Here is a 21,279-nt window from a genome sequence, read left to right as displayed (position 1 = left end):
ATGGGGGTCTGAATCGCTACGGAAAGATAAAAGAAAAGCCAGCCACAAAAAGCGAAAAGAATTTTGCTTTTGCGGCTGGCTTTTTTCTGCCGGTACCGTATTGACCCTTCTGTTAAAACAAAGTAAAATAGAAATTGGTATTGGGACGAAAGAGAGGAAAAGAAATGGGGTACTTAGGAAACAAGTTACAGGGGAAATACCACAAAGACACATTCCAGACCGCCGTCAACATGGCGTGGCCGGCGATCGTGGAGTCGTTTTTTATTGCATTTGCGGGTCTTGTGGATTCGCTGATGGTAAGCTCGCTTGGCTCTTACGCAGTTGCCGCGGTCGGCCTGACGACACAGCCGAAGCTGCTTGGCCTGGCGTTTTTCTTTGCACTGAATGTGTCGATTTCCGCCCTTGTTGCGCGGCGGCGAGGGGAACAAAGACAGAGTGCGGCGAATGAGACCCTGGTAACTGCGCTTGTATTTATTATCCTTGCGGCAGCTGCATTCAGTGTTGGATTTGTGGCGTTTGCAAGTCCGATCATCCATCTGTGCGGCTCAACGGCGGAGACGCATAACGGCGCAGTAACATATTTCCGTATCATCATGGGCGGTATGATTTTTAACTGTATCCAGATGGGGATCAACTCGGCACAGCGCGGTGCGGGCAATACAAAAATCACGATGCGCACAAATGTAACATCAAATACGATTAATATTATTCTGAATTATCTTCTGATCAACGGCCATTTCGGGTTCCCGGCACTCGGCATTCAGGGTGCGGCACTGGCAACCGTCACAGGAACGGTTGTCGGATGTGTGATGAGCATCCTTTCCATCACAAAGCAAGACGGATTCCTGAACCTTGGCTATATTCTGAAGAACAAAATTAAACCGACGCTTGCAGCGTTCATCAGCCTGGTCAGGGTCGGGTACAGTGTGTTTTTCGAGCAGGTTTTCATGCGGATCGGCTTTATGATGACGGCGATCATGGCGGCCAAGCAGGGAACCGATGCGATGGCGGCACACCAGGTCGGCATGAATATTATGTCGCTTTCGTTTGCGTTCGGCGATGGCCTCCAGTCCGCAGCGGTTGCACTGATCGGCCGGAGCCTCGGCGCAAAAAAGCCGGATCTTGCGAAAGAGTACGGCAGAACGTGCCGTCTGATCGGCGCGGGCATCGCAGTATGCCTCGTTGCGATTTATCTCTTCGGCGGAAGATGGCTGTACAGTCTGTTTTTCGAAGAACAGCATATCATTGAAATCGGTGTCAGCATCATCCATGTCATTATTTTCGTCGTCATTTTCCAGATCTGTCAGGTTATTTACATGGGATGCCTGCGCGGTGCGGGAGATACGCTTTATACGGCAGTTGCATCCATGATCAGCGTTACATTTATTCGTACGATCGTTTCGTATCTCGGCGGTTACACGCTGGGGCTTGGCATCGTCGGAATCTGGTTCGGCGTGCTGGCGGATCAGATGTCACGGTTTATCTTTGCGACGATCCGATTCAAACAGGGAAAATGGGTGAAAATCAAGATTTAACCGAATCATTACCAATATAAAACTAAAACAGGAGGAAGCAAAACGATGTACAAATTTGACAGAGAAGCCTATGACAGGCGGATGGAGTGGTACCGCGACGCCCGTTTCGGCATGTTTATCCACTGGGGGCTTTACGCCATCCCGGCGCGCGGAGAATGGGTGCGGAGTACCGAGCAGATTCCAAAAGAAGATTACATGAAATATTTTGAGGAGTTCAATCCTGTTGATTTCGAGCCGCGGAAATGGGCCAAGGCGGCGAAAGAGGCCGGTATGAAATACGTGGTTCTGACTGCCAAGCATCACGATGGATTCTGCCTGTTTGACAGCCAGTATACCGATTTCAAATCCACCAACACGAAATGCGGCCGCGACCTCGTTGCAGAGTACGTTGATGCCGTCCGCGCAGAAGGACTGAAGGTCGGTTTGTATTTCTCCCTGCTCGACTGGTTCCACGACGATTTCCCACATTACGGCGACCGGAACCACCCGATGCGGAACAACCCGGCATACAAAAACGATGACCGCGATTTCGACCGCTACCTGACCTACATGCACAATCAGGTACGCGAGATCTGCACAAACTACGGAAAGCTCGATGTGCTGTGGTTTGACTTTTCCTACGATACGCTGCGCGGCGAAGCATGGAAAGCGACGGAGCTGATCAATATGGTGCGGAAGCTCCAGCCGGATGTCATCATCGACAACCGTCTCGAGGTGAGCGGAGAGGGCTACGGTTCTCTGGCGGCCGGAAATCCGACCCCGTACCACGGCGACTTTGTGAGCCCGGAGCAGATGATTCCGCCGAATGGCATCCAGGATGTAAATGGAAACGATATCGCCTGGGAATCCTGCGTTACGATGAACAATCACTGGGGCTATTGTGCCAACGACCACTTCTTCAAACCGGCACCGATGCTGATCAAAAAGCTGGTCGAGTGCGTATCGAAGGGTGGAAACCTGCTTTTGAATGTCGGCCCGGACGCCAGGGGAAATATCCCGGAGGAGTCGATCGAACGGCTGGCTGAGATTGGAAAGTGGATGAAGAAAAACGGAGAGAGCATTTACGGCTGCGGAAAAGCCGGTATTGAGAAACCGGACTTTGGCCGTGTGACGCGCCACGGAAACCATCTGTATTTTCATGTCTATGAAAATACCGTTGGGCCGCTGCCGCTGCCCGGCGTGAAAAAAGAAGAAATTCAGGCGATCCGCTACGTCGCAACCGGCGCGGAAATCCCGGTTTCCACAAGCTGGGTACACAGCGATTATCCGACCATGGCATTCGCCGATCTCGGCGAAGACCCGGTATTGCCGGATGGAGTCGATACAGTCATTGATGTGATTCTGAAAAAGTAGAGGGTAAAATCGGATTTGATCCTGGAGCGTGTCTGAAAAAGCATTTCCGCAATCTGCAGGCTTCACTTTGCGGTATCTTTTTTTTCAGACACGCTCTAAAAGTCTTACAAGTTCTTACAAAATTCTGTATTTTTCGTTCCGCTGATTGACAGTTCTGGCAGAAGAATGCATACTGAAAAAAACACAAGATCACAGCCCGTGCTTCGAAATTTAACCGAATCAAGCAAGTAGCGAAGCGGATTGCGAATATCCGCCTGACTCCTTTTCCTGCGCAGGGAAGGATAAGAGCTTTCGGAGTGAGAAAAGGGCAGTCTGTTTTTAGAAACGAAGCAAGAGAGTCACAGTTTCGTTTTACAAGAAAAAAAGAGGGGGAATAAAACATGATTCGTCTGAACCACGTCAGCAAAATTTACGGCGATGGAAGCAAAAAAGCCGTCGATGATCTTTCCTGGGATATCGAAGATGGAAAGATCACCGGATTTATCGGCCCAAACGGAGCCGGGAAAACGACAACATTAAAAATGATCACCGGCATCCTGGCACCGTCCGAGGGAACGATTGAAATCAATGGAAAAGATATCCAGAAGGATCCGCTCGAAGCCAAGCGCCAGTTCGGTTTTGTGCCCGACGACCCGGATGCGTTTCTTCGCGTCAGGGGAATTGAATATCTGAATTTTATGGCAGATATCTACGGTGTCGGAACGGAAGAACGTCAGCGTTTTATCGAAGAAACCGCAAAACGCTTTGAGATGGAAGAGAACCTTTCGAGCCGTATCATGAGCTACTCGCATGGCATGCGTCAGAAAATCATGGTGATGGGCGCACTGATCCACAAGCCGCCGGTCTGGATTCTCGATGAGCCGCTGACCGGCCTTGACCCGCGCTCCGCGCACGAGCTCAAACAGATGATGCGTGAACACGCCGATGCCGGAAACGCCGTGTTGTTTTCCACCCATGTGCTGGAAGTAGCGGAAAAACTCTGCGACCGCATCGCCATCATCCATCACGGCCGCCAGGTATACCTGGGTACCCTGGAAGAATTAAAAGCGGCCTATCCGGATCAGACACTTGAAAATATCTTTCTGGAGATCACCGAACATGCGTAACTTATGGATTCTCACCCGTTTCCTTCTGAAAAGCGGACCAGGAAAAAGCAATCAGAAGAGCGGAAAAAAGAAAGCATTTTCGGACGGAGGACGTATCGTTGTATACCTTCTGCTTGGTGTCTGCCTCCTTCCCGTGTCGGTCTTACTGTTTCTTCTGGGATATTCCGGCTATACCTTCCTGCAGCCGCTCGGGCTGGAAACCCTGCTGATCGAGTTCGTCTGTGCCATCGGCATGATGGTCATTTTCTTCTATGGCCTGCCGCTGTTTCTGAGCGAGTATTACATGGACTCTGACCTCGTAAAGCTTTTGCCGCTGCCGTTTACCCCGGCGCAGATTGTCGGTGCGAAAGGCTTCTGCTGTCTGCTGAACGAATACTATCTTATTGTACTGCTGTTCTTTCCGTTTCTGTTAGGGTACGGGATCAGCGCCAAAATGGGCATTTTTTACTGGATCAATATGATCCTCGCCTGCCTTATTTTCCCGGTTGTGCCGCTCGTCTACGCCGCAGTTTTGACGATGCTCGTGATGCGTCTTTTCAAAAATATCCGAAACAAGGATTTCTTAAGCTACCTCGGGTTCGCCGCATCCCTGATTTTTGCGATCGGCATCAACGTATTTTCGCGCAGTATCGGAAATTTTGAAATGCAGGATATCATGAACCTGATGGAAAGCCAGAAGGGCACTCTGCGCGCCTTCCGGACCATTTTTCCGAACCTGCCCCTGATGACCGGAAGCCTTGCAGATGCATCCTTTCTCAAAATGATACTCTACATCGCTACAACAGCCGTCATCCTTGCTGTCTTTTTCGCTCTCGCCTGGAAAATCTACCTCCCGGCTGTCCTCGGCATGAGCGAGACCACCAGCGAAAAACGCATTTTATCCAAAGAAGAAGTGACCCGAACCGTCAAAAGCAAAAATCCGGTCCGCACCTATGCGATGATTGAATGGAAAAAACTGTACCGCACACCGGCCTGGTTCATGAATTGTGTTCTGATGCCTCTCATCTGGCCGGTCTTCATGCTTGGTATTGCCCTCATTTCAATCATTTCCAGCCTTGGCATGGCTAAAACCACCGGCCTTTGGACCCGGCTTGTCGCCGATGGCACCATATTCCGCCTCCTGAAAGGGGAACTGCCCGTCGCAGTTGCCGTCCTTACCGCCGCCGGAATCGCCGTCATGATGTCCATGTTCTGCGTAATCTCCGCCACAGCGATGTCCCGAAAGGGCAGCGAATACATCTATATGAAATGCATTCCGATGAGCTATCACGACCAGATCCGTGCCATGCTGGTAAGCGGCATCCTGATCAGTCTCCTTGGCACCTTGCCGTACGCTCTGGTCTTCAACATGATTGCTGTCGTCTTCGGTCTGCACCCGGCGACCCTTCTTTACACCACGGTGATCACGGTTTTATTTACCCTGTTCGTCAACTATGAACAGCTCCTTTTTGACCTTGCATTTCCGAAATTAAACTGGGAAAACGAAACCGCCGCCATAAAATCCAACAACCGCTCCCTGATCTCCGTCCTCATCGACCTCACCGTCGGCGCAATCCTGATCGGAGCCGGCTACCTGCTGTACGGAAAACTTCACCTCAACATCCACATCACCACGAGCGTGATGATTCTGCTTACCGCAGTCCTGACCTTCGCCATGCGAACCGCCCTTTTTAAATGGGGCGTTCAAGTGATGGAACATCTGGAAAGCGCTTAACAGTTTCGAGACATAATAACAATATTAAAATGTGATAGAAAAGAGATTTCAGCCAATGTGCGGATCTCTTTTTTTTGCGCTCCTTTCCAATTTCGCTGTGTATTTTCTTTTATCGATTATGCTTCATTGTACTACTAAAAGACCTGTGTGGGCAATCCATTGCCGCCATTCCCCGAAAATTTTAAAAGACGGACAAAAAACAGAGGATTTCTCTCTGCATTTTGTCCGTCTCTCTACAATGTATTTATTGGATTCTCCGTTTACAAAAATGATTTCGGAAATGATGAACTAATTCATCGCCTCACCCTTCAGCAGTCTGCTGATGTGCTTGTACAGAAGCATGGTTACCAGTGATACCACAACACCTTTGATGATATTAAACGGTACAACGGCAAACAGAACAAAGGTCGGAAGGCTTGTAATTGCTTTGTTGACTGCGGATCCCATTCCCACAAGGGCATCCATCGGCATTCCAAAGGCTGCTGCATAAGCCGGAAGCAGTACAAAAGCGTTCAGAAGACCGCCGGCTGCTGCCAGAAATACAGTTCCGACTGCCATACCGATCATGGCATTTTTCTTTGTTTTCTGTGTTTTGTAGATCCATGCGGCCGGCATAACATACGCGCAGCCGATCAGGAAGTTTGCTACTTCACCAACACCTGCGGTGGTACTTCCTTTCATAACAAGGTTCAGCAGAATCTTAATCAGCTCAATCGCAGCTCCGGCAAGAGGTCCCATCGCAAAGGCTCCGATCAGCACCGGAACTTCGCTTAAATCAATCTTGTAGAAACTCGGGGCAAACGGAAGCGGGATGTCAAAAAACATCAATACGACTGCGGCGGCGCCGAGCATTGCCACCTGTACCATGTAACGGGTTTTTCCGATTTGCGACATCTTTGATGTCTGTTTTGCTGTTGTCTGTGCATTCATAACTGTATTTCTCCTTTTTTTTCTGGAGATCTTGACCGGTTCTGCCGGAAGTAACGAGTCCAAATACGCTCCACGAATTTGAACTCGTTTTCGCGGCAGTCGCCAAGGTCTCGTGCAAGCACGGACTTTGGCTCGTTGCCCGCGAAAAAAAGTGCCCTGAATTCCTTTTCTTGAATTCAGGGCACCAAAAATATTTCCATGCAAATAAACTTTATTTCATCTTCTTTCATCCAGACTTTAACTGTTGGTCCCGGAGTTGCACCGAGTCAGCCGCTGTTTGATATCGCAGCGGGTCGCGGACTATACCGCCAGTAGGGAATCACACCCTGCCCTGAAGATCTCCGTATTTTGTTTTTACAGGAATATTTTATTCATATTCACACAATTTGTCAATACTTTTTTCAGACAATACATGATCTGGTTAGTTTGCTACGCCCATCTGAATTTTTCCTGTGCTCTTATTTTTCAGCACACGCAGATAGCAGATCCGCATATCTCCCTTCAGGACGAGACGGATCTCAGATGCGCCGTCCGTCTGCGGTCTGTCTGCGAGGAAAATTTCAACATCCTCATAAACCGGCTCGCGGTACCGGTTGCGCTCTTTTACTTCTTTCTCCGCATAGCGGTCCAGTTTCGGAGCACTGCGGAACTCGCAGGTTCTTGTGTCACCGGTAAAGCTTCCCATTGAAACACCGTCCACAAAGGCTTCCACACTGCCGCCGCGTTCACTCTTCACATGAAGTGCCAGAACAGCAGCATCGGAAAGATCACAGTCACGGTAAACGAGAACACCTTCTTTCGTCTCATCCTGCACGCGGACTGCCTTGAAATTGAAGTGGTCTTCCGTCAGATACATGTTTTCGTAATCATCGTAGTGGTCTGCCGCGGTAAATGCACTCAGATCGCGTACTCCCCTTTTTCCGCCCGGAATAAAGATTTCTGTGGAAACGGCTTTATCCTTGCAGGATGCGCCTGCATAGATTTCATACGTTCCCTCTTCTACCATCAGTCTGCGGCTGATAACATCGTAGAAGCGAAGCTCCTCTACCGGGATTTCCAGTGCAACGTGTCTCGTCTCGCCCGGGGCAATGTTTTTCACACGAACAAAATCAAGCAGCTGGCAGATTGGTTTCTTCACGCAGGATTCCAGAGCGGAACCGTAGATCTGGACAACCTCGTCGCTTGCGGTATCGCCCGTATTTCTCACATCGAGAGAGATCTGCAGCAGACGGTCATCTTTTAAGGAAACCTTATAGTTCTCATACGCAAATGTGGTATACGTCAGGCCATAGCCGAATGGATACAATACCTTCCCGTCGAAATAGCGGTACGTTCTTTTTCCTTTGATGATGTCGTAATCGTCAATGTCCGGCAGCTGATCGATATTCTCATACCAGGTCATATTCAGACGGCCGGCCGGTGCATAGGTTCCAAGCACAGCTTCTGCCATTGCGCTTCCCATATCCTGGCTTCCCGTTGCAGACATGATGATCGCCGGCAGTTTTTCCATCGCATTCTGAAGTGTATACGGATAATTCGTAAACAGCACCAGAACGGTATTCGGATTGACCTCTGCGATCCGGTCAAGCAGCATCTCCTGCTCCTCTGGCAGCTCCAGTGTGTTGCGGTCGATCTCCTCTTTCGCATTGATCACGGAGTTACAGCCGAGCGCAAGTAAAACCTGCTTTTTGCCCCGGACTGCAGCAACTGCTTTTTCAATTCCGTTTTCGACAACCTCCATCGTAATCGGAATTCCCTCCGTCTGCTCAAAGGAGAAAAATCCTTCTGCATCCTTATAAACCGGGTAATGGAAACGGTTGGTCAGCACAACGCTGCCATCCTCCTGTGGCTCCACGTGGAAAATCTCCATCACGAACCAGTCGAAGGCTTCCTCCCGGTCTGCCGCAATCTGTCCCATTTTCGGCTTTTCTCCCTGCGACTCTGAGAGTCTTGCGCCGAGGTATTTTCCGGTACGGACACTCTTGAACGTATAGCTTCCCTCACCCCAGTATTCCTTGATAAACACATCTGGCTCATCTGCCATCTGAAGTGTTCCGTCTTCTGCTACGGCAAGACCTTTTCCATCACAGCGGAAAACAACGCGATCCAGACCATCCGCGAATGTAATGTTCTCCTGCTTCAGTACTTCCATCCCCTGCAGGAAGGTTGTGCGGTATGGTGCCGTTCCGCCGTACCAGTCCTGATACCATGCATCACCAAGCGGTCCGACAATGGCAATATCTTCTGCTTTCAGGGCTTTGTCAAGTGGCAGCGCTCCGTTCTCATTTTTCAGAAGTACGATCGATTCGCGGCTCAGCTCTTTACAGATTTCACGTGCCTTCGGGGAATCGATATCGTCCTCGGTCACACGGTCATACGGATTCAGATTTTCCCGATCATAAACGCCGAGACGAAGCTTCGTCTCCATCATACAGCGAATAGAGCGGTCCATATCCTCTTCTTTCAGAATGCCAAGCTCATATGCCTCGCGTGCCGCCTGCTCTACCATACGCGGATCGTCAGACATGGCATCCACACCGGCTTTCAGCGCCGTTGCGATCGTCTCCGCATGCTGTCCGAAATAGTGATGCAGCGTCACGACAAGTCCCATCGCACCGCCGTCGCTGACAACGTGACGGAGACCGTACTGTTTTTTCAGAATATCGGTCACTTCCGGATTCAGGATACCGATCGTTCCGTTGATCTTGTTATATGCCGTCATAATGCCCTCTGCGCCGCCATCCTCAATACATCTGCGGAATGGCTCCAGATACAGCTCATATTTGTTCCGCGGGTCAATGGAAGAATTTTTCCATCCGCGGCCGACCTCCGTGTTGTTTCCATAGAAATGCTTTAAGGTCGCTGCACAGCGCAGATACTTCGGATCATCGCCCTGCATTCCCCGGATATAAGCACCGGCCATTTTTCCGGTCAGCACAGGATCCTCTCCGTAACCTTCTTCGTTTCTTCCCCATCTCGGATCGCGCTCAAGATCAACGGTCGGAGCCCATCTGCTGAGTCCATGGCCCTGATGGCGGTGCCATACGACGCGCGCCTCGGTTCCTGTTATTTCACCGGCCTGTCTGATCAGCTCCGGGTCCCAGGATGCACTCATACCGATCGGCTGTGGGAAGGATGTTGTCACATCCGGTTTCCCAAGACCATTCTGATCGTTTCTGCCCTCAACGCCGTGTGCCGCCTCACCGCCCACAGAGACGCCCGGAATGCCAAGGCGCGGCAGATCCGGGGAAGAGCTGGCGAGGTATCCCAGTTTTTCTTCGACCGTCATTTCCTTTAACAGCCAGTCGATTCTTTCCTGATCCGTCAGTGATGCATCCCAGAACGGTGTGTTTTTGTTTACCTGAAACTCCTTCTTTTCTGTCATTTTTCAAAAACCTCCCTATGATTTTGTCTCATGAAATTGTTTGCAGATTTTCCATATACTGTTATCTTTTTACAATGTTTCACATTTCCCATTACTGTCGCTGTATTTAAAAACATGGCCTGACATTTAATAATATCAGACCATGTTTTTGTGCCGCCTTCCGTTCAACGGCAAAACCTTATGTTTTTGCTTTACTTACTCTACATCAACAAGTTTGGTAGCAAGGAACTCTGTCATAGCTTCTTCTGCATCTGCCAGACCATTGTCTGTCAGCTCCTGTACCATGCTCTCCCAGTTTCCATCAAACTCATCTTCGGTACCAGTTACGCATTTAACAAGTCCCGGCCAAGCAATTTCGTCCAGAATTGTCTGTTTCTCAGCAAGTTCCTGTGGCTGCTGATATGCCCACAGTGCAGAGTATGGAAGAAGATCGAACTCTTCCGGCTGTGCAAACATGTCGGTCAGCATCTCAAATCCCATCGCTTCGCATCCTTCTTTTTCTGCTGTATTGTAGTTTGCAATAACAGACTCTTTGGTAGTTGGAGTGTATGGGAATCCGTCTTCAGAGTAGGAACCTGTTCCGTAGATCGGGAATCCAGTGTAGTTGTCAATACCGGTGTTCTTTGCATAATCCGGATCAGACTGAGCTTTTGCAACTTCTTCATCGGTACGATATGGCTGTCCGTCATCATCGAGGAAGTAGTTCTCGCCTTCGATACCCCAGTGATACAGGATCTGTCCTTCATCGGAGCACAGATAGTCAAGGAATTTGATGGCACGAACCGGATCTTCACAGCTCTTGGTAATTCCAATACCCCAGCCAACGGTAGTTCCCTGATACAGAAGGGCTTTTTCTACCTGATCTTCTCTTAAGGTTACAGGAAGTCCAACATAAGTCTGATCTACTTTTCCATCTGCTACCAGAGTAGCTTCGCACTGGCTGTAATGCCACTCAGCATCGGTGATGGCAACAACACGGCCGCTGGCAACTTTTGCAATATAGTCATCATCTGTCTGCGTTGCAAAGTTCGGATCCAGGATACCTTCGTTGTACATACGGCACAGCCATTTGAAGTATTCTTTCTCTTCATCTGTTACATGTTTGTAATGTACGTTGTACTCGTCGTCAATAATCCACTGTCCATTATCCGGGGATGCATCAGCGATCAGTCCTGCCGGGTTTCCAAGGGTAATCATCCAGTGCCAGTCAGAAGCACTCATGGTGATACCGATCATATCCAGACCATCTTCTGTTTTTGGATGTGCTGCAAGATAGCTCTTGATCATTTTTTCATACTCATCCAGTGTCTTCGGATATTTATAATCGTTCTCTTTTAATGCAGCCCACTGAATCTGGCAGCTTCCGCCTGTTGTCAGGGTTTTCTGGTTTACACCTGCGTAGGAAAGCTGATAGATTCCAGGATCATCCTGGCTCCATTTCAGTTTTTCCATCTCTGCTCCGTACATTTTTTTGATGTTTGGACCATATTTTTCAATCAGGTCTGTCATATCAATCAGCGCGCCTGCCTGATACAAATCCGTTGCTGAGCCTTTTGCATAAATCATGTCCGGATACTCATCATTTGCGATCATCAGCGCAACATCTTCTTTTGCATCACCCTGGGATGCTACCGGATAGGAAACATCAAGTGTAACGCCTGTTGCCTCTGTGATTGCTTTTGCTACCGGGTTATCCCAGTTGCCGTTTTTACCATCAGCGTTAAAATACTCAAAGGTAATCGGAGATTTGTCATCTGCATCATCTGCTGTCTCGCCTGAAGAACTTGCCTCTGCCGCTGATCCAGTCTCTGTGCTGGAACCTCCCTTGCTGCTGCCACTGTCGGAACCGCATCCTGCGAGCATTCCGGCCACCATAGCAGATACTAACATGAGTGATACTACTTTTCTTTTCATAAAAGCCCTCCTTAAAATGGTTTATGTCATCCTGCACTCTTTCTTTCGCCTGGCAGGAATAAACATCATCTTTTTCTAAAAATTTTTTAATACTGTTTTTTATCAGTCTTTAACAGAACCAAGTGTCATACCGCCGATAAAGTATTTCTGAAGGAACGGATATACAATAACGATCGGCACAGTTGCTACAATCGTTACGGCCATACGTACGGACATTGGTGTTACGGCCGTCTGTACATTGGTTCCTGCATGAACGTCCATTTTCATGGTCGCCTGGTTCATAATCTCATACAGTTTGTACTGCAGAGTCGGGAGTTTTTTCGCATACAGGTAAGTATCCATGAAGGAGTTCCACTGTCCTACTGCATAGTACAGACCTACGGTTGCGATAACCGGTTTACAAAGCGGCATAACGACTTTATACCAGATCTGAAAATCGTTTGCTCCGTCGAGCTTTGCTGCCTCCTGCAGAGCCATCGGCAGTCCGTCGATATAAGAGCGGACCAGAATCATATTATAAACCCACATCAGACCAGGCAGAATGTATACCATGAAGTTATTGCCCAGCTTTAAGGTACGGATAATCAGAAGGTATTCCGGAATCATTCCGCCACCGACATACATGGTAACAACGAACAGAAGCTGGAATGGTTTGCGGAGTACGAAGTCTCTGCGGCTTAATGTGTAAGCAACCATCGAGGTACATACAATACCTACGATTGTTCCGATGATGGTTCTTGTTACAGAAATCACAGCCGGCATTGCAATGCCGCCGTCTTTAAATACATATTTATAGTTGCTTAATGTAAACTTTCTCGGAATGATGAAGTTTACATTCTTAATGGTATCCGTAGAATCGTTGAACGAAATCGCCAGTACGTTCAGGAACGGATAAATGGTGATGATGACGAGGAATACGAAGATTACCGCCAGTACGTAGTCAAATTTTTTTGCTTTCTTGTTCATATTCGCGTCCTCCTACATAAGTTTATCTTCGCCTACCAGACCGGCAATCTTATTGGCGATCAGCAGCAGGGTAACGCTGACTGCAGACTGGAATACACCGATTGCGGTACCAAGACCGTAGTTGCTGTTTCCGATACCTCTCTTATAAGAGAACCAGGAAAGTACCATCGTGTGATCCTCAACCAGCGGGTTACTAAGAAGCATCTGACGCTCCATACCTACGTTCAGGGCGCCACCGATGCTCATAATCAGCAGTACGATGATGGTCGGTCGGATACCCGGCAGAGTGATATGCCAGATCTTCTGCAGACGGCTTGCACCGTCCATATCAGCGGCCTCGTAAAGACCAGGATCAATACCTGCCATGGCGGACAGATAAATAATTGCGTTCCAGCCAACCTCTTTCCAGCAGTTGATCAGGATAATGGTTACCCAGATAAGCGGTGAGTTGGAACTCATCAGGTGCAGGTTCTTGCCGAAGATACTGTCAACAACACCGCCGTCGTTGAAAATATTCTTTGCAATACTTGCAATGATAACCCAGGATACAAAGTGCGGCAGATAAGAAATGGTCTGCGTTACTTTTTTGAACTTCATAAAGAACATCTCGTTCAGAAGAACCGCAAATGCGATTGCTGCGATCGTTCCAACCGCGATGTCAAGGAAGCTTACTCCCAATGTGTTGATTAATGTCTGTGTGAACAGACGGTCTTTAAATGCATCTGTAAAGTTCTTAAATCCAACCCAGGTTCTCTCCCAGATCGGAAGTGCGAACGTTGCCGGTTTTACCTCCTGAAACGCCATCGTCCATCCCCAAAGTGGAATATACTTGAAGATAATCAGCCAGATTACAAATGGTACTGACATTACAAGCAGCCAGCGCTGTTTCCACAAAATTGCAGGTGTGATTTTCTGTCCTCTTTTCTTTTTCACCTTTTCCTTCGCCATGCTCCCCATCCTTTCCGTTGTTTTGTGCGTTTTTATTACGCATTTTCTTTGCTTATTTGTGATATTTACATCATATCAAATAAAATCCCAGTTTGATATTGTGTATTTTGTCCACTTATATTGACTTTTTTTATCTTTTTCCACATTTTCAGGTGCTATGGCAGGCATTTTTACTAATTTATATGCGTTTGTTTTTATTTTTTACACCAGCTTACAATTCTACCAATCAGTGTTTTTTTTGTAAAAAAAGCAGGAAAACGTAATGGGGGATTACATTTTAAGAAAAATGTCAGTTTTTTATCCAAATAATCTCCGTTTTCTCTGCTATGATAAACACCATAGAACCAAGAGGGGAAAAACGAGATGAGCCAATACAACATATTAGTCGTAGACGACGACCGGGAAATCGTAAGATCTCTCGGCAAACTATTAGAACTGGAAGGCTACAGGGTAAAAAAAGCCTACAACGGCATGGAGGCACTCGACATCCTCATGACCGAACAGATCCATCTGATCCTGCTCGATGTCATGATGCCCAAAATGAACGGCCTTTCCGCCCTGATGAAAATAAGAGAAAAAAACAACATCCCGATTATCATGCTTTCCGCGAAAACCGAAGAGAGCGATAAAGTCATCGGACTTTCGATGGGCGCCGATGATTACGTGACAAAGCCGTATAATACCGCCGAACTCATGGCCCGTGTTAAATCCCAGCTCCGCCGTTACTTCTCCTTAGGCGCCGCAAACGGAACCACACAAAGCCAGGATATCCTGAAAAACGGCGGTCTGCTGCTGAACCGAAACACCAAAGAACTCCTGGTGGACGGTGAACCTGTTCGCCTGACCGCAACCGAGTACAAAATTATGGAGCTTCTGATGGAGCATCCCGGCTATGTATTCTCAGCCGAAGAAATCTACAGCCAGGTCTGGCAGGAGGATGCTTACAGCGTAGAAAATACCGTCATGGTTCATATCCGGCGCATTCGTGAGAAAATCGAAATTACGCCGAAAAATCCAAAATATTTAAAGGTGGTGTGGGGAATTGGATACAAAATTGAAAAAATTGACGGAAACTGAAAAACGCATCCTGCTGTGGATGCTTACCGATCTTTCTATGGTACTGATTTTGTGCGGAAAGCTTCTGCGGAAATGGGCCAGTGAATTCGAATGGGGAATGTGGCGCAACATCGAATGGGGTATCGGCATTGGAGTGACGGTAGTCGGCGTTTTGGGCATAGCCGCAGCCTTGTATCTGGTATGGAAATTCCGAAAAAATACCGGGAACTCGAAAATGACTGCTTTTGCCGGCAGCGAACCGGAAAAAGCGGGAAAAACAGCAAAAAGCAGCGAAGGGGCAGCCGCAGATAAGTCCGAGACAGATGAAATAGAAAAATCCCGGCAGATGCAGTTTGAGGCAAGAGCCGCTGCGGAAGCAGAGAAAGAGCAGCTGTTTCTGAAAAAATCCGAAAAGGTGCCAAATGAGCTTCTGGTTCTTGTCGGAGGATTTGCTTTTTTCGGATGGCTTCAGCCGCTCCGGCACAGCTATGCCAGATACCGCATTGTTGCCGAATGGGGTACTGTAATAGAGTGTGTGCAGACAGGTCTTCTGTTTTTTGGAATCTGTGGCGTTTTCCTTCTCAGTGCCGGCATTCTTGTCTGTCGCTATGAAAAGAAACAACTGAGAGAAATGTCCTTTTTTTGCAGAGAAAGGAAGCGTTACAGAGATCGGACCAGCCTGGAACGGCAGCTTGCCGGTCAGAGTAAATGGCCGTTCCGTGTGGCACTGATTGCGGAACTTCTAATCGTGATTACCATGATCACCGGACTGATAAACGGAATGGATGGCGAGGTGCTGTTTGTCATTCTTCTTGGGCTGACCACGCTGATTTTAATTCTGTTTGCCTGGAAAACATACCGCAGTCGCCTGAACCGGGAGATGGGCCTTTTGATGGAACAGATCCATACGATGGCAGAAGGCAGCATGGAAAGCCGGATCCATGAAATATCCGAAAAATCCCTGCTGTATCCGGCGTTTGCAGAGCTGGAAAATATTGAGAGCGCTATGCAGAAGAGCGTAGAAAAACAGATGCAGGCGGAGCGTCTCAAAATTGACCTGATTACCAACGTATCGCACGATCTGAAAACCCCGCTCACCTCGATGGTCGGCTATACGGATCTTCTGAAAAAAGAGGATCTGACACCGGCGGCACAGGATTACGTCGAAGTGATTTCTGTGAAACAGGAACAGCTAAAGGAGATGATCCAAAGCCTCTTCGAGCTCTCCAAATCGACAAGCGGAACCGAAAAATTCCAGATGGAAAAAATGGATATGAAACGGTTGATCGAGCAGACCCTCGCCGATATGGACGATGCGATTGCGCAGAGCAATCTGTCGTTCCGCACGGCGCTCGGAGATGAGCCGCTGCCGTTCCTTGGGGATAATGGGAAAATGTACCGCGTGATACAGAATCTCGTGGAAAATATCCTGAAATACAGCCTGGGCGGAACGAGAGTTTACATTGACGCAGGGAAGGAAAAAGGGGAGATTTTCGTGACGATGAAAAACATTTCCGCCTATGAGATGAATTTTGAAGCGGAGGAAATGATGGAACGCTTTGTGCGCGGCGACGAATCACGGACGAGCGAGGGGCACGGCCTTGGCCTTGCGATTGCATCAAGCTACACGGCCAACATGGGCGGCCGCATGGAGCTTGCGGCAGACGGCGATCTGTTTAAAGTCATCCTGCGTTTCCCGGAGGCAGGCGAGGATTCTGCAGCGGGAGAAACAGCCACAAAAACCTGACTTGCATAAGAATGAGACAGAAGCGGGATTGCAGCAGGAAGGATCTGCAGAAGGATTCTGAGAGAGTATGTAATCCCCGGGAGGAAAAAAATGGAGACAATCAGTATTATCATACCATGCTACAACGAAGAGGAAGCAATTCCGGTTTACTACGAGACGATGGTACGTCAGATGGATGAGATGGAAGAACAGCAGAAGGTTCAGTTCGAGCTGATCTTTGTTGACGACGGCTCGAAGGATCACAGTCTGTTTGAGATGCGCCGGCTTGCGCAGAAGGATATGCGCTGCCGTTACCTCTCGTTTTCGAGAAATTTCGGAAAAGAGGCAGCCATGTACGCCGGACTGCAGGCGGCCAAAGGCGATTACGTAACGGTGATGGATGTCGACCTTCAGGATCCGCCGTCCCTTCTTCCGAAAATGTACGCGATGCTGCAGAGCGGCACCTGTGACTGTGTAGCGGCACGCCGCAGTTCACGGGAGGGCGAGGGAAAAATCAAATCCTTCTTATCAAATGCCTTCTACGGTGTGATCAACCGCCTTTCCAGAACAGAGATTGTAAGCGGTGCACGGGACTACCGTCTGATGAGCCGCAAAATGGTGGATGCCGTGCTGGAAATGAGTGAGTACAACCGCTTTTCCAAAGGGATTTTCGGATGGGTCGGTTTTCACACAGAATGGCTGGAATTTGAGCACGAGGACCGCTGCGCCGGGACGTCGAAGTGGCCGCTTCGAAAGCTCCTCGCGTACTCGGTCGACGGCATCACAGGCTTTTCCGTAGCCCCGCTGTCACTTGCATCTGTCATGGGCGTGCTTTTTTTCCTGATTTCTATGATTCTGATCGTGTTCATCATCGGAAGAACGCTGCTGTTTGGCGATCCCGTTGCGGGCTGGCCGTCGATGGCATGCATCCTTTTTCTGGTGAGCGGTGTACAGCTTTTCTGCACGGGCATTGTAGGCATTTATCTTTCCAAGACATATCTTGAAACAAAGCACCGTCCGATCTATCTCTTAAAGGAGACGAGTGAAGAGACGGTCAAGATGCACAGTGTGCAGCCGGTGAAAAAGCAGGAGAGTGCTGCAAAGAGAAGAAAAGATACCCATACGGCAGAAAAGAAAAACGTGTATTTTCCAGAGTATGCCGACAAACGCCATGCGTCTGAAAGAGGAGAAATCCGGGCATGAAAAAGGAAATCTTAAAGGAAATAAGAGAGCCGGGAAAATCACGGAAAAAGAAAGGCCAGCCGAAAGGACGGCGGAACGGCTTCTTGGAAGGTCTTACCGGAAAGGATTTTACGGCGGCTGGTCTGTTTTTCTTTTCTTTGCTTTTGTGCCGGCTGTTCGTCCTGCAATACGGCGTATTCGGCTCCTCGATTGACTGGATCAGCCAGCACAGCACCCTTGCCGATTACTTCCGAAAGCGGTTTTACGCGACCGGAAACCTCTTCCCGGATTTCGCATGGAATCTGGGAGGAGGTCAGAATATTTACCATTTTGCCTACTACGGACTGCTGAGTCCGACCATGCTGTTATCCTACCTTTTCCCGTTCATCCCGATGGACCTGTGGGTGATGGGTTCCTCCGCGCTGCTGTATGCGGCGGATGCAGTGCTTTTTTATCAATGGATCAGCAAAAAGGGTCTGCATTACGGCAACTGTCTTTTTACATCACTTTTCTTTACGTGTTCTACCGCACTTCTATATCATTCCTATAATCAGCTTATGTTTGTCAATTATATGCCGTTTCTGCTGCTGGCTCTGCTGGGCGTGGATCGCCATTTTCAGAAGAGAAAGAGCGGTCTTCTGATTCTTTCCGTTCTTGGGATGATTCTGACCAGCTTTTATTTTTCTGTCGGCGGGCTGCTTGCGCTCACGGCGTATGCGGTGACGGAGTATTTGAAATGCGGTACAGAAAATGCTGCGTATGAAGCGGAACAGGAGAATCGAAAAGTGTCGCGGAATCAAAAGGCCGGGGCAGAGAAAAAGCAGATGGCAGGTGAAAAATCTTCAGGAACAGTCGAAGCTTTGGCGGGTTTGCGGAGCTTTTTTGGCGCAGCAATCCGCTTTGCGCTTCCGGTCCTCGCAGGAATCCTTCTTTCCGGTATTCTGCTGATCCCATCGGCTGCCGCCTTGTTCGGCGGCAGCGGCGAGGGCGGACGCGGCACCGCAGCGGGCGGCATTGCAGGACTTTTTACCGATCCGGCGATGTGGAAACCGCAGTTTCTGATCCTGCGTCTCTGCTACACGCCGTATGGCATTGGCCTCTCCGCATTTGCGGGGGTGGCGCTTTTGGGCAGAGTGATCGGAAAGAGCCGGTTGCGTGAGAAACTGTTGTCCTTCCTTTTGCTGGTATTCTTTTGTATTCCCCTGTTCGGCTATCTGCTGAACGGTGGCCTGTACAGCAAAGATAAAGTATTCATCCCGTTTCTTCCGGTCCTCTGTGCAGAAGTCGGGCTTTATGTGGAAAACCAGCTTGTCCGGAAGCGGGAGTGTGGAAAAAATCGAAGCACCGGGAATTTTAAGCGCAAAGTCATGACAGAGCTGCGAGAATTGTTTCCGTACCTCATAGTTCTGATTCTGATGTGGAATGCAAAGCAAGAGACATACTTTGAACCATACTGGCATCTCGGCATACTGGATGTGATCTGTGTGACTGCGTGCTATCTGGCATGGCGGTGGTTTCCGGCAAAAAAACAGCTGCGGGGCAGAGAGCTTCCGTTTCTACCGCTCGTCTTTAGTGCTGTGATTCTTGCATTTGCCGGAAAAGCAATCAATCAGGAAAAGCATGTGATGATCCCGCGCAAAACGTATGAAGCTCTGACGGACAGCAAGATTGCAGCGGCAATCCGCGAGATCCGTGCGGAGGATCCCGGCTGGTACCGTATGGAGCAGTATGGAGACGGCGGACAGAACCTTGCGAACGTCAACCGGATATGGGATATTGGGCAGAATGTTTCGACGATTTATTCCTCGGCATACAATGCAGAATATAAGAAATTCCGGGACGAGACGTATGGGATTAATGAAGCCTTCCGCAACCGCATGATGCAGACGGTTTCCGATGATCCGCTGTTCTGGCAGCTCATGGGCGTGAAGTACATTCTGGCAGAAACACGGCCGGAAGGGTATGAACTGTACCGGGATTACGGGGACTTTCAGGTTTATCGTGCCATATCCGCAGCGCCGGTTGCCTACGTGACAGACCAGGTGGTTTCCGAGACGGAATACAAATCGTTACCTTATCCGCAGAACCAGGAAATACTGGAGACGGCAGCCGTGATCCCGGATCAGGAAATGCGGAAGACAACAGCGGCAATCACGGATCAGGAAAAATCGGCGGAATCTGTGGATAATTTCAGAGCCGCTGCAGATTCAGATACAAAGAATGGTTCTGTAGGACCCCTGTTTCACAGTTGTTTTCAGAAAGTAAACCTTGAAATTCCAGAGACCGATCAGGAAGATCTGCGCATTCAGAAGACAGCGGACGGATATGAGATTGAGACGAAAAAATCCGTGACCGTCTCAGCAACGCTGCCGGGTGCCGCAGAGGGAGCAACGCTGCTCGCCGTTTCTTTCGAGGTGGAGAATCAGAAAGCGAGTCATGATATGTTTATCCGCATCAACGGCCAGACCAACCGCCTGACCGGCATCAACCATACGTATGCCAATGGGAATACACAGTTTAACTATCTTGTAACGATGAAAGAAGATGGAACCGTATTCATTCGGATGGGAAAAGGCCATTATATCCTGAAAAATTTTGAGACATGGACTGGTATGGCACAGCCGTTGGAAAAAACGGAGCAGCTGTACAGTCAGGCGGTTACCCTGATTGGCGGAACAACAGCAACATACGGCGGCGACGGCATCACAGGCGTGGTTTCCGCGGAAAGAGACGGATACCTCATCACCAGCATTCCATACGATGAAAATTTTGTGCTGAAAGTGGATGGGAAAGAAACACTGCTGTTCCGCGCAAACACGGCATTTCTCGGCGCAAAAATCCCATCAGGCGAGCACAAAATTGTTCTTGTGTACCATGCGCCCGGACGGACGGCTGGCAGTTGGTGCAGCCTGATGGGAGGAATGCTGGCACTCATCCTTGTGATCTGTGAAAAAAAGAAACAGCAAAACGGCAGCGAACGGGCAGGAGAGAGCAAAATGTTGCAAAAACAGCGGAAATATTATATCATCAGAGTGTAAAAATAGTTGTAGTGACACTTGGTGGAATGGAGCATATCTTTACAGCCGCAGGAAGAACTGGCAGCGTTTGCCCGGTTTGGAAACGCCGTTGCAAGCCTTTGTGTGGAGAAAAAAGGTGCTAGAGCGTGTCTGAAAAATCATTTCCGCAATCTGCAAGCTCCACTTTGCGGTATATTTTACCCTCATTCGGTTGCCGTAGCCCGCTACGCCGCCCTTATTCGGATAAAATCTCCCACGAACTGGGACTCGCAGTTCACGAAATGATTACCGGGGCCGGTCTGAATACGACGCAGGATGAAGTACATTTCCTTCCGTTCTGGGAAAATGGCGTCCGTTTCTTCACGATCGAAGGACCAAATAAAGAAAAAGTGGAATTCAGCCAGTATTTGTAACGATTCCAAGCCATGCGAAATGGAAGAAAAATCG

Annotated in this window: 15 protein-coding genes, 1 pseudogene and 1 riboswitch; of the genes and pseudogenes, 10 read left to right on the top strand and 6 right to left on the bottom strand. The window is 48.9% G+C overall.

What is annotated here, in order from left to right; genetic code table 11:
• Positions 1-164: 164 nt before the first annotated feature.
• The 4 genes from DW743_RS10580 to DW743_RS10565 all read left to right on the top strand — a co-directional run bounded on the left by DW743_RS10580 (position 165) and on the right by DW743_RS10565 (position 5,708).
• Positions 165-1,535: an MATE family efflux transporter gene (locus DW743_RS10580; RefSeq protein WP_117761458.1), complete on the top strand. Its 1,371-nt coding sequence runs from the start codon at positions 165-167 to the stop codon at positions 1,533-1,535.
• Between the two features lie 45 nt (positions 1,536-1,580).
• Complete coding sequence (locus tag DW743_RS10575; RefSeq protein ID WP_117510370.1) at positions 1,581-2,888, top strand: alpha-L-fucosidase; 1,308 nt, start codon at positions 1,581-1,583, stop codon at positions 2,886-2,888.
• Positions 2,889-3,268: 380 nt separating this feature from the next.
• Entirely contained in the window at positions 3,269-3,994 is a 726-nt protein-coding gene (locus DW743_RS10570; protein WP_055221955.1) for an ABC transporter ATP-binding protein, read from the top strand.
• A complete protein-coding gene (locus DW743_RS10565) occupies positions 3,987-5,708 on the top strand; it encodes a putative ABC transporter permease subunit (protein ID WP_117761457.1) in 1,722 nt (573 codons plus the stop codon). Before DW743_RS10570 ends, DW743_RS10565 begins: the two co-directional genes overlap by 8 nt.
• A 288-nt stretch (positions 5,709-5,996) precedes the next feature.
• Here the strand turns inward: DW743_RS10565 and DW743_RS10555 are convergent, their stop codons facing one another.
• The 5 genes from DW743_RS10555 to DW743_RS10535 all read right to left on the bottom strand — a co-directional run bounded on the left by DW743_RS10555 (position 5,997) and on the right by DW743_RS10535 (position 13,851).
• A complete protein-coding gene (locus DW743_RS10555; protein ID WP_022461231.1) occupies positions 5,997-6,638 on the bottom strand; it encodes an ECF transporter S component in 642 nt (213 codons plus the stop codon).
• Between the two features lie 214 nt (positions 6,639-6,852).
• Positions 6,853-6,981, bottom strand: a riboswitch (FMN riboswitch).
• Positions 6,982-7,059: 78 nt separating this feature from the next.
• On the bottom strand, positions 7,060-10,023 hold the full coding sequence (locus DW743_RS10550; RefSeq protein ID WP_117761456.1) for a beta-glucosidase: 2,964 nt from the start codon (positions 10,021-10,023) through the stop codon (positions 7,060-7,062).
• 195 nt (positions 10,024-10,218) lie between these two features.
• Positions 10,219-11,937, bottom strand: coding sequence for an extracellular solute-binding protein (locus DW743_RS10545; protein ID WP_117761455.1), 1,719 nt, complete (start codon positions 11,935-11,937; stop codon positions 10,219-10,221).
• Between the two features lie 102 nt (positions 11,938-12,039).
• Entirely contained in the window at positions 12,040-12,903 is an 864-nt protein-coding gene (locus DW743_RS10540; protein ID WP_117510366.1) for a carbohydrate ABC transporter permease, read from the bottom strand.
• A 12-nt stretch (positions 12,904-12,915) separates the two neighbouring features.
• Positions 12,916-13,851: an ABC transporter permease gene (locus DW743_RS10535; protein ID WP_173841824.1), complete on the bottom strand. Its 936-nt coding sequence runs from the start codon at positions 13,849-13,851 to the stop codon at positions 12,916-12,918.
• Between the two features lie 363 nt (positions 13,852-14,214).
• Here DW743_RS10535 and DW743_RS10530 point away from each other — a divergent pair, with 363 nt between their 5' ends.
• From DW743_RS10530 to DW743_RS10515, 4 genes are all read left to right on the top strand, one after another.
• Positions 14,215-14,928 (top strand): response regulator transcription factor, encoded by a 714-nt coding sequence (locus tag DW743_RS10530; RefSeq protein ID WP_055266899.1) that lies wholly within the window; start codon positions 14,215-14,217, stop codon positions 14,926-14,928.
• Positions 14,894-16,654 (top strand): sensor histidine kinase, encoded by a 1,761-nt coding sequence (locus DW743_RS10525; RefSeq protein WP_117510364.1) that lies wholly within the window; start codon positions 14,894-14,896, stop codon positions 16,652-16,654. Before DW743_RS10530 ends, DW743_RS10525 begins: the two co-directional genes overlap by 35 nt.
• 90 nt (positions 16,655-16,744) lie before the next feature.
• Positions 16,745-17,836, top strand: a complete 1,092-nt coding sequence (locus DW743_RS10520) for a glycosyltransferase family 2 protein (protein WP_070103713.1) — start codon at positions 16,745-16,747, stop codon at positions 17,834-17,836.
• The gene (locus DW743_RS10515) at positions 17,833-20,853 is read left to right on the top strand and encodes a YfhO family protein (protein ID WP_117761454.1); all 3,021 of its coding nucleotides are present in this window, start codon (positions 17,833-17,835) and stop codon (positions 20,851-20,853) included. Before DW743_RS10520 ends, DW743_RS10515 begins: the two co-directional genes overlap by 4 nt.
• Before the next feature lie 39 nt (positions 20,854-20,892).
• Here DW743_RS10515 and DW743_RS18950 read toward each other — a convergent pair.
• Positions 20,893-21,054: pseudogene (locus DW743_RS18950) on the bottom strand (DUF6783 domain-containing protein); the annotation flags it as partial.
• Between DW743_RS18950 and DW743_RS19075 the strand changes: the two are divergent.
• Complete coding sequence (locus tag DW743_RS19075) at positions 21,004-21,117, top strand: DUF6783 domain-containing protein (protein WP_416388108.1); 114 nt, start codon at positions 21,004-21,006, stop codon at positions 21,115-21,117. The pseudogene DW743_RS18950 and the gene DW743_RS19075 sit on opposite strands and share 51 nt — an antisense overlap.
• Positions 21,114-21,245 (top strand): hypothetical protein, encoded by a 132-nt coding sequence (locus tag DW743_RS19070; protein WP_334295184.1) that lies wholly within the window; start codon positions 21,114-21,116, stop codon positions 21,243-21,245. The genes DW743_RS19075 and DW743_RS19070 overlap by 4 nt, the downstream gene beginning before the upstream one ends.
• Positions 21,246-21,279: the final 34 nt, after the last annotated feature.

It is taken from the genome of Blautia sp. AM28-27 (assembly GCF_003480905.1).
Classification (GTDB): Bacteria; Bacillota; Clostridia; order Lachnospirales; family Lachnospiraceae; genus Fusicatenibacter; species Fusicatenibacter saccharivorans.
This window is presented reverse-complemented; position numbering and strand designations above follow the sequence as displayed.